This window comes from Cohnella sp. AR92, from assembly GCF_003990975.1.
Lineage (GTDB): Bacteria > Bacillota > Bacilli > Paenibacillales > Paenibacillaceae > Cohnella.
On the sequence record NZ_RZJR01000008.1, the window covers coordinates 118,792 to 132,547 of the forward strand.

A 13,756-nucleotide genomic window follows, 5' to 3' on the forward strand; every position below is an offset into this window, starting at 1 on the left:
TGCTTCGGCCCGGATTCGGGGTTAAGACGAGATCGTCTTCCGATCCTCTTCGCTGAACAAGGGCAATGTAATCGTAAAGACGCTTCCTCCGTTCGTGCCGTTCTCCGCGAATAGGCTGCCTTGGTGCATCTCGACGATCTCGCGGGCGATGGACAGCCCCAGGCCGCTTCCGCCGGAGGAAGAATGACGCGACTTGCTATTCTTATAGAAACGTTCGAAGATGAAGGGCAGATCGCTCTCCAGGATTCCGGTTCCGGTGTCGATGACGTCGATCCGCACTTGCCGGCTCTTGGAGTCGACCGCAAAGCGAAGAGTAATGCTGCCTCCTCTCGGCGTATGTCTGACCGCGTTATAGATCAGGTTGGCGAACACCCGATCCATTCGATGCTCGTCGACCAGCACCGTCTCCAGCGCCTCTTCTTCGTTCGGCCCGATGCACCCGAACGCGATTCCCTTCTCTTGAAGCTCCTGTTCGTACTCCAGCCGCAGCCGCTCCCGCCAATCCCGGATGGCGGCAAGCTCGAAGTTCATTCGAATGCGCCTGGACTCAAGCATGGACAGGTCGAACAGATCCTGAATCATCCCGTTCAAGCCCTCGACCTTGGTCAGCATGAGCTTCAGCGTCTTGTCCTTCTGCTGGGGATCCGCGATGATCCCGTCACGCAGGGCTTCTAGATAGCCTTGAAGAAGCGTAATGGGCGTGCGCAGGTCGTGGGAGATATTGCTGATCAGCTGCCTGCGCGATTGCTCCATCCTCTCCAACCCTAGCTTGCTCTCGGCCAGCTCCTCGTAAGAGTTCTGCAGCTCCTCCGTGCGTTTGGCGATCCGATCCTCCAGGTAATGGTTCCATTCCGTCAGCTCGACCGACATCTGCTCCGCCCGGTCATGGGTTCTCGAGGTGCGGAGCGAGATAGCGAAAGCGTTCATTAGGATAAGGAAGAGCAGCCCGAACGAGACCAGATTGACGGACTCCATCCATCCATTGTAGAAGAAGATATCGTTTACGATCGTCAGCACGAGCCCCCCCGCTCCCAGGATGGCCAGTCTCGCCCCCTCGCGGCGGCGAATGAGCGCGAGAGCCAGCCCGAACAAAGTAACGGCGCTCAAGCCGATCACATAGATCTGGTACGCGGCCAAGAAACGGCTGAATTGCAGCACGGGCAGCGTCAGGCAGCCAAGCGCCAGAACGATGCCGACCGCAGCGCCAAGCTTCAGCCACCTAACGGAAATTTCCTGAGAGTACATTCTCTGATAATATGCAAATCCGAACAAGGTGCTGAGCGCGAAAGCCATGTACTCGATTCTCATCTCGAAGGTCCAAGTCAGCGACGGAATCCAATGAGGGAACATTCCCTCGCCGATGACCCCCATTCGGCAGGCGACCCCGATGCAGAGCAGCGCCAGGAACAGATTCGACCATTCTTGGCGGCGCAGGACGAACAAGCCTAGATGGTAAACGCCGATGATGAGCAAAGCGCCGAACACTACCAGCTCCTGCGATTGCAGATTAAAGCGGAGCGCGTGAATCTGGGACAGCGTTCCCATGACCAGGCCGGTGCGGATTCCGCCAGTTCGATGATGGTAGTTGGCGACTTCGAGCGTCAGCTCCGTCTTCTCTTCCTGCCCGTCCAGATAGGCGATGGCCGGAAGCTGATAGGGAGTGGTCAGCTTCCGCTCCCCCCCTACGACTCCTCTAGAAAGCTGCAAGTCTCCGTTCACATACAGATTATAAGCGGTGGACAGGTTGGGCAGGCGAACGGCCAGGTATCCGTCCGTCGCCCGATGAAGGATCGTCAGACGGTAAATTCCGCGGCCATGATCGGACAGCCTGGTACCGTCCTTCAACGCCGTCGCTCCCCAAGTGCCGGGCACCGGAATGAACCCCTCCGCCTTTTCTCCGGCCTTAGCTCCGAACCACTCGAAGCGCCACTCTCCATCAAGGGGAACGGTCCCCCCCTTGTCGAACGAATGATCGCGGATGTCGAGCACTCCGCCTTTGGCTTGATAAGCGGGCGCTTCTCTTTTCATCGTGCAGCCCAGAATCGAACCAAGGAAGCAAACCAAAACCCCTATAAGCAATATAAGGCTTATTTTCCACCTTATGGTATACGTTTTTTTGCCATTCATGACAATCTCTCCCGAAAATTTACCTCCCCTCATCGTAATCCCGCATTGATTCTCCGTCAACGCTTTAAGTATAATAAGTTCGTATGTACGTGTACGAATGTTCATGAAGCTATGGGGGTAGACGCGGTGAGCATGCCTAACGCCTCCGTACTCGTCGTCGATGACGAATCGGAGATTACGGATCTAATAGCCTTGTATCTGGAGAGGGAAGGCTTCCGCGTTCATACGGCGGACAACGGCCCGGATGCGATCCGTTTGGCCGATTCGGTGGCGCCCGATCTCATTATTCTGGATATCAACCTGGGACAGCCCGACGGAATCGAAGTGTGCCGTTCCCTGCGGAAAGGCTCCGGAGCCTATATTCCTATCCTCTTCTTAAGCTGCAAGGCAGAGGATAACGACATTATTCATGCTTTGTCGGAAGGCGGCGACGATTATATCACCAAGCCGTTCAGCCCGAGCACGCTGGTCGCTCGCGTCAGCGCGCACATTCGCCGGCGGCGCATGAGGGAACGGCTTCCGGAAGCAACGGACACGGTTCTGATCTTCGGGGAGCTGGAGATCGACATGCAGCGGTTCGAAGTGAAGCGAGGCGGGGAATTGATTCCCCTGTCGGTCAAAGAATTCGAGCTCTTGACCGTCCTGTCCAGGCAGCCGAACCGGGTATTCCCGCTGGATGAGCTTTATCGTCTCGTCTGGCATTCCGACAGCATGGGCGACACCCGAACGTTGATGGTCCATATCAGCAATCTGCGCAAGAAGATCGAACCCGATCCTCTCAACCCAAGCTACATACAGACCGTACGAGGATTCGGCTACCGGTTCTCCGCCTGCCAGGATGTTCGTGCGGAAGCGTAAGCCAGTCAATTGGCAATAATAGTTACACCATCAGACAGGTAAAGGAAGTCAGCGGAAACATGAGATTGGCTAACGAGTGGAAAGATTACGAATTGCTGGACACGGGCAACGGAGAGAAGCTGGAACGCTGGGGAGATGTCATTCTTCGCCGGCCTGACCCGCAGATTCTGTGGCCCTTGCAGAAAGAAACCGCCGAGTGGCGCAAAGCCGACGGCCATTATTTCCGGAGCTCCTCCGGCGGCGGTCAATGGCAGTTCAACAAGAAGCTGCCGGAGAGATGGAGCATCGGGTACGGTCCGCTTAAGTTCCATATTAAACCGACGAACTTCAAGCATACGGGCTTGTTCCCCGAGCAAGCGGTCAATTGGAGCTGGATGATGAACCGCATCAAGAACGCGGGACGTCCGATTCGGGTGTTGAACCTGTTCGCCTATACCGGCGGAGCCACCGTCGCGGCCGCCTCGGCGGGAGCCGAGGTATGCCACGTCGACGCCGCCAAGGGCATGGTGCAATGGGCCAAGGAGAACGCGGAGCTGTCCGGTCTGGAATCGGCTCCGATCCGCTACATCACCGACGACGTCTTCAAGTTCGTCCAGCGGGAGCAGCGCCGCGGCCGCCAATACGAAGCGATCATCATGGATCCTCCTTCCTATGGCCGGGGCCCGGGCGGCGAGATGTGGAAGCTCGAGGAGAACTTGTATCCCTTCCTGGAGAGCTGCGTCAACATTCTGTCGGACAACCCGTTGTTCGTGCTCGTGAATTCTTACACGACCGGTTTCTCTCCGACCGTGCTGGCCAATATGCTCCACATGTCGATCGGTCGCAAGTTCGGCGGCAGCATCGACTGCGGAGAGGTCGGACTGCCGATTACCTCGAACGGCTTGACGCTTCCATGCGGGATCTACGGGCGCTGGGAGAGCAAGGTATAAAGATTCGGCTGCCGATAACAGGAGGTAAACCGAACATGAACACCTCTATACTCATACAATGGACGCATCGAGGGCTGCTGGCAAGCAGCCTTCTTCTTCTGTCGGGCTGTTTCGCGGATACGCAAGGCAACGACGCCATTCCCTCGCCTTCCGCTTCCGTCTCAGCATCGGCATCGCCGCCGGCTTCCGGGACTCCGCAAGCGACGCAGCCGACGGAACCGCCCTCTTCCTCCGGGAATCCGAGCGCGGAAGAGTCCGGCAAGGAAACGGCGATTCCGTCTCCCGTGACGACCGAAGCCGTTCTGCTGGCGACGGGCGACATCATGGTCCATTCCCCTCAGCTGCCGGCTTATTACGACGCGGCGGCGGACAGTTACGACTTCACACCGTGGTTCCGCAAGGTCAAGCCTCTCTTGTCTCAAGGGGATTGGGTCATCGGCAATCTGGAGACCCCGGTTGCGGGCGCCGACCTGAAGTTCTCCGGTTACCCGCGCTTCAACGCTCCGACCGAATTAACGAAGGCTCTTGTCGATGCCGGATTCGGCATCGTGTCCACGGCCAACAACCATTCCCTGGACAGAGGGTTTACCGGCATCCAGAGAACCCTTAACAACGTTCGCGATGCAGGCTTGATTCCGGTGGGGACTTCCGTCTCCAACTACGATTCCCTTCGCCGGGTCATCGTGGATAAGAACGGCATCAAGCTGGGGTTCCTGTCCTATACGTATGGAACGAACGGCATTCCTATCCCGGAAGGCAAAGAGTACGGCATTAATCTGATTTCCCTTCCGAAGATCCAAGAGGATATCCGCGAGCTGAAGGAAGCCGGCGCCGATTCCATCGTCGTCTCCCTTCACTTCGGCATCGAATACCAAAGAATGCCCAACGACGAACAAAAAGCGCTCGCGCGCTCGGTTATCGAAGCCGGCGCCGATATCATTCTCGGCTCCCATCCTCACGTCATTCAGCCATACGAGACGATCGAAGTGGACGACCCGGAAGCGGATAGCGGAAAGCGCCGGGGCTTCGTCATCTATTCCCTAGGCAACTTCATCTCCAATCAGAAGGACGAATGGAAGGACGTCGGGGTCATCCTTCACTTGAAGCTTAGCAAGACGGTATGGCCGGACGGCCATTCGAGCACGACTTGGAGCGACGTGGAGACAACGCCGACCTGGGTGAACCAGAGAGTCGCGAACGGGCTCAAGCGGTACACGGTTCTGCCGCTTCCTCAGACGCTGGCCGATGCGGCCGGCAAAGAATGGACTTCGGCCGAATACGGCAAGATGAGAACCTATCTGAACGGCATCAGCCTGCACCTTAAACGACTCTCGTCGCAAAGCGCAGGCTGATAAGGGTGATGTTATTCGTCCGTCGTCTCCGAGCTCGCGCCGGTCTCGGAGGCGGCCGACGACGGGACGGCCGTCTCCGCGGTCTTGTCCGCGCCTTTGTCCGATTGGGCGGACGAGGCCGGAGGCTCCCACGTTCCGGCTACCTTGCCGATGAGGTAGATCAGAAGCTGCCGATTGTGCAAGGACAGACGCTCGAGCGAACGGGAGACGATATCGCCGCGGATCTTCAGCCCCCGTTCCGCTTCCGAACGTCCAAGCTCCGTCATGCTGACCCAGACGATTCGCCGGTCCTGCTCGTCCCGATCGCGGCGCACTAGCCCGTTCCTCTCCATGCGATCGAGCAGCGTGGTGACCGCCGCCGGCGTCGTCTCCAGATAAGGAAGCAGATCGGATGGCTTCATCGGTTCGTATTGAAGCATCAGCTCCAGTACTTGCAATTGACCTCCCGTCAGCTGCGGAGCCAGCTCCGCGTCCATCTGGGTATTCCAATCTTTCGAAAGTTTCATCCAGCTTTTCACAAATTCCGCCGCCATCTCCATTCCATCTCCCCCCATATCCCGAACAATGCCTTCTCTTTATATTATACGCGTCGCCACTGTCGAATGATAGTTTAACGAAGTTAATTATTTACGACGTGAATCCTCATATTCTGGTACGATCCGACAGCTTGAGTCATATACTGGTGACAAACCGTGTTGAACGGAAGGACAACCGGGGATGGCATGGCGGAGGGGAACGAGCATGAACCCGATAGACGAGCGCAAGAAAATGATCGGGCAGATGGCGAAGGAAGCCGGATTATTAGAAGACCCACATTGGCTGGAACGGCTGGATGAGCCGGTGCCTCTGTGGGTCGTATTGGATATGCTGCTAAAGTGGCTTGACCGCACGGAGCCGAGAGACGGCCCTTACGATTGACTTATCGGCTTAGGGAAGGCTTCCGCCAGCAGATCGTGCCGTTCCACTTGAGCGATCGTTCGGCCATGAGACTTGCGGTCGTCGATCGGAGCCGCTTCGGACAGGAATTCCATCGATACTCCGCTTGCCGTCACCGCTTCGATGGTGAAGGCGTCCTTGATGAAGAAGGCGCCGATGATGCGGGTGCCGTTCGGCTTCACCCGCTTGCCTTCCTTGAACTCGAACGTCTGGATTCCCTTGCCTCCCCGGCCTTGCTGAGGATAATCGAACAGGAGCGAGCGCTTCGCGTACCCGTAATCGGACAGGACGAGGATCTCGCCTTCGTCGCCGCTTACCGCGAAGCCGTCCGCGACCGCGTCGCCGTCCTTGAGCGAGATGCCGCGAACGCCGCCGGCCACGCGGCCTTGCTGGCTGACGTCGCTCTCGAGGAAGCGGATGCTCATGCCCTGTTCGGTCACGAGCATGATCTCCCCGCTGCCGTCGCTTAAGTAGACGTTGACGACCTCGTCCCCGTCTCCTACCTTGACGGCGGCGATCGCCGTGCTGCGCGTCGTCGCGTAATCCGCGAGCGGCGTACGCTTGACTTGGCCGTTCCGCGTAATAAACACGAGTACCGGAGCGCCGGCAGCCTGGGCTTCCGGATTCGGCCATTCGCCGGCCTTCACGTGGATCAGGCTCACGATCCGATCGTCCTTCGTCAGAGGAAGCACGTTCACGATGGCGGTGCCGGTATCCTTCCACTTGAATTCCGGGATCAGGTGGACGGGCAGCTGGAAGTATTGTCCCTTCTGGGTGAAGAGCAGTAGCGAATCCAGCGTGTTCGGCTGAAGGCTCCAGCGGATGCCGTCCCCTTCCTTCACTCCCGAGCTTCCCATGTCGCCGCCCGATCGGGTGAACGACATCAGGCTTGTCCGCTTCACATAGCCCTGGCGGCTGAGCGTCACGATGACTTCTTCCGCCGGCACCGTCACTTCGATATTGACCTTGATCTCTTCGACCTCGCCCTGGATGACCGAGCGGCGGTCGATGCCGTATTTGGTCCGGATCTCTCCGAGCTCATCCTTGATGACCCCGATCAGCTTCTTCGGGTTGTCCAGAATCGAACGCAGGTATTGTATCTTCTTGAGCGTGTCGGCGTGTTCCTTCTCGAGCGAAGTGATCTCCAGATTGGTCAGGCGATACAGCTGCAAGGTCAGGATTGCGTCCGCTTGGCGTTCGGAGAAGCCGAACTTGGCAACCAGGTTGTTCTGGGCGTCCTGGCGGTTCTTGGAGGCCTTGATCGTCTCGATGACGGCATCCAGCAGGTTCAGCGCCTTGACGAGCCCCTCGAGGACGTGAGCGCGGTCTTCCGCCTTCTCCAGATCGAATTGGGTGCGATGCGTGACGACTTCCTTCTGATGCGCGATATACGCTTCCAGAATCGCTCTCAGCCCCAGCTGGCGCGGAGCCTTGTTCACGATGGCGACCATGTTGAAGCTGTAGGTTACCTGAAGATCCGTCTTCTTCAGCAGGTACGCCAGAATGCCTTCGGCGTCGGCGTCCTTCTTCAGTTCGATGACGATTCGCATGCCCGCGCGTCCGCTCTCGTCCCGAACCTCCGCGATGCCCTCGACCTTCTTCTCCAGTCTGAGGTTGTCGATCGCATGAACGAGCCTGGATTTGACGACCTGATACGGAATCTCGGTAATGACGATCTGCTGTTTGCCGCCGCGAACGTCCTCGATCGCCGTCTTCGAGCGGATGTACATCCGTCCCTTGCCGGTCTCGTAAGCCTCGCGAATGCCCTCTTCGCCCATGATGATGCCGCCGGTCGGAAGATCCGGGCCTTTGACGATGGCCATCAGCTCGGACGTCGTCATCTCCGGCTTGTCCATGAACGCGACGCAGGCATCGATGACTTCTCTCAGATTGTGAGGCGGAATCTCCGTCGCGAAGCCCGCCGAGATGCCGCTGACCCCGTTGACCAAGAGGTTCGGGTAGCGGGAAGGAAGCACGACCGGCTCCTTCGCCGTGTTGTCGAAGTTATCTTTGAAGAGAACCGTTCGTTTCTCGATATCCCGGATAAGCTCCATCGCGATCGAAGACAGCCTGGCTTCGGTATAACGCATGGCCGCCGGCGGATCGTCGTCCATCGAGCCCCAGTTGCCGTGCCCGTCGACGAGCGTATGCCCCATCTTCCAAGGCTGCGCCATGCGGACCATGCCCTCATAGATGGATGAGTCGCCGTGAGGGTGATAGTTGCCCATCACGTCGCCGACGGTCTTCGCCGACTTGCGGTACGGCTTGTCCGGCGTGTTGCCTCCGTCGTACATTGCATAGAGGATTCGCCTCTGGACGGGCTTCAGCCCGTCGCGAACGTCCGGGATCGCCCGGTCTTGAATGATATATTTGGAATAGCGTCCGAAGCGGTCGCCCACGACCTCTTCCAGGAACGCTGGCAGGTATTGCTCCATCATACTCATCGTTCTCCCCCTTTCCGAGGTTATTCTTCGAATTCGGTGAAGTCGACGTTATCGATGATCCAGCGCTTGCGCGGATCGACCTTGTCGCCCATCAGCGTCGATACCCGTCGCTCGGCCTTGGCCGCGTCCTCGACCTGAACCTGAAGCAGGGTGCGCGTTTCGGGATTCATCGTCGTCTCCCACAGCTGCTCCGGGTTCATCTCCCCGAGTCCCTTGTAGCGTTGCAGCTCGGCGTTCTTGCCGAACTCCTTCATGTAATTCTGCAGTTGCTCGTCCGTCCAAGCGTAGCGGACCGTCTCCAGCTTGCCGGACTTCCTCGTAATCTTGTACAGCGGCGGCTGGGCGATGAACACCTTGCCGCTATCGATAAGCGGCTTCATATAGCGGTAGAAGAAGGTCAGAAGCAATACTTGAATATGGGCGCCGTCGGTATCGGCGTCCGTCATGATGACGATCTTCGAATAATTGCTCTCGTCGACCTCGAACTCGGAGCCGATTCCGGCGCCGATGGACGCGATGATCGCCTTGTATTCCTCGTTCTTCAGAATATCGACGAGCTTCGCCTTCTCGGGATTCATCGGCTTGCCCTTCAGCGGAAGGATCGCCTGATACTTCGAATCCCGGCCTTGCTTCGCCGAGCCGCCCGCCGAATCGCCTTCGACGATAAACAGCTCGTTGCGGGAAGCGTCCTTGGATTGAGCCGGCGACAGCTTGCCGCCGAGGCTCGGGCTGTCGCTGCGCTTCTTGCCGGAACGGATCTCGTCTCTCGCCTTCCGCGCGGCCTCGCGGGCCTTCGCCGCTTGGACCGCCTTGCGGATCAGCTGCTGGCCGACCTGAGGATTCTCTTCCAGGAAGACCGCCATCTTCTCGGAGACGACGGCGTCCACCGCGCTGCGCGCCGAGGCGCTCCCGAGCTGGTCCTTCGTCTGGCCCACGAATTCGACTTCGGCCATCTTGATGTTGATGACGCACATCATGCCTTCGCGAAGATCGTTGCCCTCCAGGTTCTTGTCCTTCTCCTTGAGCTGCGCGATCTTGCGGGCATATTCGTTCATGACGCGGGTATACGCCGTCTTGAAGCCGGTCTCGTGCGTTCCTCCGCCGCGCGTCGGGATGGAGTTGACGAAGGAGACGATCGTCTCGGTATAGCCGTCGTTGTATTGAAGGGCGATCTCCACTTCGATGTCGTCTTTCTCCGCCGTGAAGTGAACGACGTCCGTGAGCACCGTCTTGTCTTCGTTCAGGAATTGAACGAACTGGCTGGCCCCGCCTTCGTAATGGAACGTCTCTTCGTTCCCGGTTCGCTGATCCTTCAGCACGACCTTCAGCCCCGAGTTGAGGAAAGCGATTTCCTGCAGACGCTCGGAAAGCGTGTCGTAGTTAATGGTCACGTTGCCGTGGAATACCTTGGGATCGGGCTTGAACGTGACCTTCGTTCCCGTCTTGTTCGTGTTGCCCAGCACCTGCATATCGCCGACCGGCTCGCCGACATGCTCGACTCCGGCATTGTCGACCCAAGTCTCGAAGCGCTGCTTATGTATTTTCCCGTCACGGTAGATCTCGACTTCCAGCCACTCGGACAGCGCGTTCGTCACCGAGGCGCCGACGCCGTGCAAGCCGCCGGACTTCTTGTACCCGCCGCCTCCGAACTTGCCCCCGGCATGAAGAATCGTAAAAACGACCTGAGGCGTAGGGATGCCCGATTTGTGCATGCCCGTCGGAATGCCTCGGCCGTTGTCCTGGACCGTAATGGAATGGTCAGCATGAACCGTCACGTCGATCCGAGTGCAGAACTTCGCCAGATGCTCGTCCACGGCATTGTCCACGATCTCCCAGATCAGATGGTGGAGACCGGAGGAAGTCGTGCTTCCGATATACATTCCGGGCCGCTTGCGTACCGCAGTCAGTCCCTCGAGAATCTGAATATCGTCCGCGCTGTATTCCGTTCCGGCCTGCGCCGCCGCTTCGGCGAATAGGTCTAATTGATCGGCCACGTAGGGTCCTCCTTGCTTATCTCTTCCGCTTGTTCAAGTCTGCCGCCCATCGGTTCGTCGCCTAAAGCGCTTCCTTCGATTGCCATCCTTGCAAGCTCGCTTCGATCATTCTAATTCAAAACATCGCGCTTCGTAAAGACCGCAAACGCGACCGCAACCGCGCCGATCCCCCAAACCGCTAGAACAATAAGGGAAAACCCGAGCGACATTCCTTCGATCGGAGGCGGCGTTCCTTGCAAATAAGAGGTTAAATTCAGGTTCACGTTAAATAAATATTTGGCGCTGTGCCAAGAAGAAGCCATATTCGACAGAATCGTTCCGGAGATGACCGCCGCCATCATGGTCACGAGGCTTGCGGCCGTGCTTTGCAGCAGAACGGACATCAAGAGGGCGATGAACGCCACGACAATGGCGGAGAACCAGGCCAGCCCCATCTCCATGAGCAGATAAGCCCCTTGGGAGATGGCATGGACAGAGGTCGTATCGATCGTCGTCTTGTTCATCCCGAAGCCGACGAACACGGGCGCGCCCCAGCCTTCATAGCCGAAGGCCAGCCCGGAGATCAAATAGCAGAGGCCCGCGGTCGTCGGGATGATCAGCGATACGTACAGCGTCAGCGCAATCAGCTTCGAAGCGAGGACTCGCCACCGCCGGACCGGCCGGGTCAGCAGCATCTTGATCGTCCCCGCCGTTCGTTCCGAGGAGACGAGGTCGGATGCGACGGCCAGCACCATGAGCGGAATGAACAACGACACCGACCGGTCGACAAAACTGCTCGTGAACGTCACCGCGTTCGGGGAATCCGGATTCACGTCGTGGTCCAGATAGTACTGAAGCTGTTGGACGAGCGAACGCCGCCACTTTTTCCACTCTTCCGGAATCCGGTTGCTGGAGAGCGAATTCATGTTGTCGGTGATTCGCTGCTGAAGCTCGGAGCGCCAGTCGGCGAACTTCGCGGCGTTATTCTGCGCGACCTTCATCTGAGCGTAGACGAAAATAGGAATCAGAACCAGCAGAACGAGGACGATGACGGCGAACCTTTTCTTTTTCCACACCTTTAACGTTTCGTTCTGCACCAGGGCAAGCAGGTTAGTCACTCGTCTCACCTTCCGTCGCTGTCAAGAAGAGATCCTCCAAGGAAGGAGCGGCTTTCTGGACGGCCAGCACGCCGATTCCCGCGCTTGCGAAACGCCGGATCCAATCGGGAATCGAAGCCGGATCCATGACGGTTACCACCGCCCCCGTCAGCCCGTTCAAGCAAGCCTCGTCAAGCCGATGCTCGCTCTCGCGCACCAGCGTCACCTCGGAGCTCTTCTCTAGCAAGCTTCTCCCATCCGCCGGCTTGTCAAACTGCCAGACCGTGTAGGTCCCCGCTTGCTCGAGCAGCTCGTCCACCCGTCCGACGGCGATGACCTCTCCGCGGGAGATGATCGCCACCCGATCGCACATCAACTGAATCTCGCTAAGCAGGTGGCTGGAGACAAAAAGGCTCATTCCCTGATCGGCCAACTGCCGGATAAACGCTCTCAGCTCTTTGATGCCCTTGGGGTCGAGCCCGTTCGTCGGCTCGTCCAGAATGAGCAGGCGCGGCTTCCCCAGCAGCGCTTGGGCGATTCCGAGCCGCTGGCGCATGCCGAGGGAATAAGTTCTTACCTTCTCATGGATCCGCTGGTCCAGCTGCACGATTCGGGCAACCTCGGCGATCCGTTCGGCCGTAATCCCCGGCTGCATTCGCGCGAAGTGCTCCAGGTTCTCCCAGCCGGAGAAGAACGGGTACATCTCCGGGTTCTCCACGATGCACCCGACGTGGCGGAGCGCTCGCTCCGGGCGGCGATTGACATCCTCCCCGCAGACGAGAATGGTTCCTTCCGTCGGTTTGATCAGATCGACGAGCATGCGAATCGTCGTCGTCTTGCCCGAGCCGTTCGGTCCGAGGAACCCGAACACCTCTCCCGCGCGAACGTCAAAGGTGATGTCCTTGATGATCGGCTTGTTCGATATCGTCTTCTTGACCTTCTGCACCGATAGGACGATTTCGTCGGAAGAGCGGTCCATCTGAGCTTATCTCTCCTTTTGGAAGGAATCCAATCTATTGCAAGGCTTGAACGATTCGATCCGCGATTCTCGCATACCCTTTCTCATTCGGGTGAAAATGGTCCGAGGACAAGTAGCGGGCGATATGCGATTCGAACAAGTCATAAGTCGGAACGATCGTCGCGTTGCCGTCCTCGGCCGTCAGCCGGTGCGCGTAGGCATTCCACTCCGCGATCGAGTCGCTGAAGGCGCGCGCTTCGGGCACGTCGTAGAACGGGTTGAACAGGCCGATATAGACGATTCTGGCAGTCGGATTGAGGTCTCTTAGCTTGCCGAAGGCCTCCCGCAGCAGCTCCTCCGCCTCCGGAAGCTTGGCCCTCAGCTGCTCGGGAGAGACATCCGCCCCCTGCTCGAACGAGCCGCCGTTGCGGGCGATCCGGAACAGATCGTTCCCTCCGATCGTGAGAAAGATCAGATCGGCTTGACCGAGGAACGAAGCGTATCCGTTGTTCGCCAATTGCTTATTCAAACGGGCCGCGGTCAGCCCGTTAATTGCGAGATTATTAACGAGCCGGGCTTTCTTGCCGAAGGCTTCCTTCAGCTTGGCGATCGCGTTCAGAACGTACCCTTCACCCGTCTCGTCTCCCATTCCGCGGGTGAGGGAATCGCCGAGCGCGACGACTTTTATCTCCTCTTTGGCTTCCCAGTTCCCTCCCGCTTCCTTGGCTCGAGTGGCGGCTTCGGGAATCGCCAAGCCTTGCGCAGGATGCCAGACATCCTTCAAAGCCCAGCCAAAGCCGCCGAGCATAAGCCCAAAGCAGGCAGCCATCGTCATGCCGAGAATCGGCCAAAGCTTCGATGCCGGCCTGTTCGGCGAGGGGAATTGTCTGTTGATCTCCGGCTCCGTCCGGGAGTCGGAATGCTTCGTTGGATGGATCACGAACCTGATGCTCCTTCATGGGTGCGAGTGCGTAAAGCTTCCGGCGGCTTTCATGTCTATACAAGATACTCCTTCTTGAAATGATTTTCAAATGTGTCAGAAAATGAGCTCCCGTCGCGCAAGCGGATCCGCATCATAAAGA

The 13,756-nt window shown here is 58.2% G+C and carries 11 protein-coding genes; 4 read left to right on the plus strand and 7 right to left on the minus strand.

The genetic code is table 11. The features are described 5' to 3' along the window. Positions 1-21 precede the first annotated feature (21 nt). Positions 22-2,127 carry a sensor histidine kinase gene (locus ELR57_RS14475; protein WP_158630039.1) on the minus strand — a complete coding sequence of 702 codons (2,106 nt, stop codon included), beginning with the start codon at positions 2,125-2,127 and terminating at the stop codon, positions 22-24. Between the two features lie 132 nt (positions 2,128-2,259). On the opposite strand from ELR57_RS14475, the gene ELR57_RS14480 reads away from it, so the two are divergent. Genes ELR57_RS14480 through ELR57_RS14490 form a run of 3 tightly spaced genes read left to right on the plus strand, consistent with a single transcriptional unit; the run spans position 2,260 to position 5,266 of the window. After that, the gene (locus ELR57_RS14480) at positions 2,260-2,985 is read left to right on the plus strand and encodes a response regulator transcription factor (RefSeq protein ID WP_126960022.1); all 726 of its coding nucleotides are present in this window, start codon (positions 2,260-2,262) and stop codon (positions 2,983-2,985) included. A gap of 59 nt (positions 2,986-3,044) precedes the next feature. After that, a complete protein-coding gene (locus tag ELR57_RS14485) occupies positions 3,045-3,914 on the plus strand; it encodes a class I SAM-dependent methyltransferase (RefSeq protein WP_126959809.1) in 870 nt (289 codons plus the stop codon). 35 nt (positions 3,915-3,949) lie between these two features. Further along, positions 3,950-5,266, plus strand: coding sequence for a CapA family protein (locus ELR57_RS14490; protein ID WP_158630040.1), 1,317 nt, complete (start codon positions 3,950-3,952; stop codon positions 5,264-5,266). A gap of 11 nt (positions 5,267-5,277) precedes the next feature. On the opposite strand, the gene ELR57_RS14495 is transcribed toward ELR57_RS14490, so the two are convergent. Continuing rightward, positions 5,278-5,799 carry a MarR family winged helix-turn-helix transcriptional regulator gene (locus ELR57_RS14495; protein WP_238162533.1) on the minus strand — a complete coding sequence of 174 codons (522 nt, stop codon included), beginning with the start codon at positions 5,797-5,799 and terminating at the stop codon, positions 5,278-5,280. Between the two features lie 208 nt (positions 5,800-6,007). Between ELR57_RS14495 and ELR57_RS27885 the strand changes: the two genes are divergently transcribed. Then, complete coding sequence (locus tag ELR57_RS27885; RefSeq protein ID WP_158630041.1) at positions 6,008-6,184, plus strand: hypothetical protein; 177 nt, start codon at positions 6,008-6,010, stop codon at positions 6,182-6,184. On the opposite strand, the gene gyrA is transcribed toward ELR57_RS27885, so the two are convergent. The 5 genes from gyrA to ELR57_RS14520 all read right to left on the minus strand — a co-directional run bounded on the left by gyrA (position 6,175) and on the right by ELR57_RS14520 (position 13,614). Then, complete coding sequence (gene gyrA, locus ELR57_RS14500) at positions 6,175-8,646, minus strand: DNA gyrase subunit A (protein ID WP_126959812.1); 2,472 nt, start codon at positions 8,644-8,646, stop codon at positions 6,175-6,177. The genes ELR57_RS27885 and gyrA overlap by 10 nt on opposite strands. Before the next feature lie 20 nt (positions 8,647-8,666). Beyond that, entirely contained in the window at positions 8,667-10,640 is a 1,974-nt protein-coding gene (parE, locus tag ELR57_RS14505) for a DNA topoisomerase IV subunit B (protein WP_126959813.1), read from the minus strand. A 110-nt stretch (positions 10,641-10,750) separates the two neighbouring features. Then, positions 10,751-11,737, minus strand: a complete 987-nt coding sequence (locus ELR57_RS14510; RefSeq protein ID WP_126959814.1) for an ABC transporter permease — start codon at positions 11,735-11,737, stop codon at positions 10,751-10,753. Further along, on the minus strand, positions 11,730-12,695 hold the full coding sequence (locus tag ELR57_RS14515) for an ABC transporter ATP-binding protein (RefSeq protein WP_126959815.1): 966 nt from the start codon (positions 12,693-12,695) through the stop codon (positions 11,730-11,732). The genes ELR57_RS14510 and ELR57_RS14515 overlap by 8 nt, the downstream gene beginning before the upstream one ends. Before the next feature lie 34 nt (positions 12,696-12,729). Further along, on the minus strand, positions 12,730-13,614 hold the full coding sequence (locus ELR57_RS14520; RefSeq protein ID WP_126959816.1) for a GDSL-type esterase/lipase family protein: 885 nt from the start codon (positions 13,612-13,614) through the stop codon (positions 12,730-12,732). Positions 13,615-13,756 lie beyond the last annotated feature (142 nt).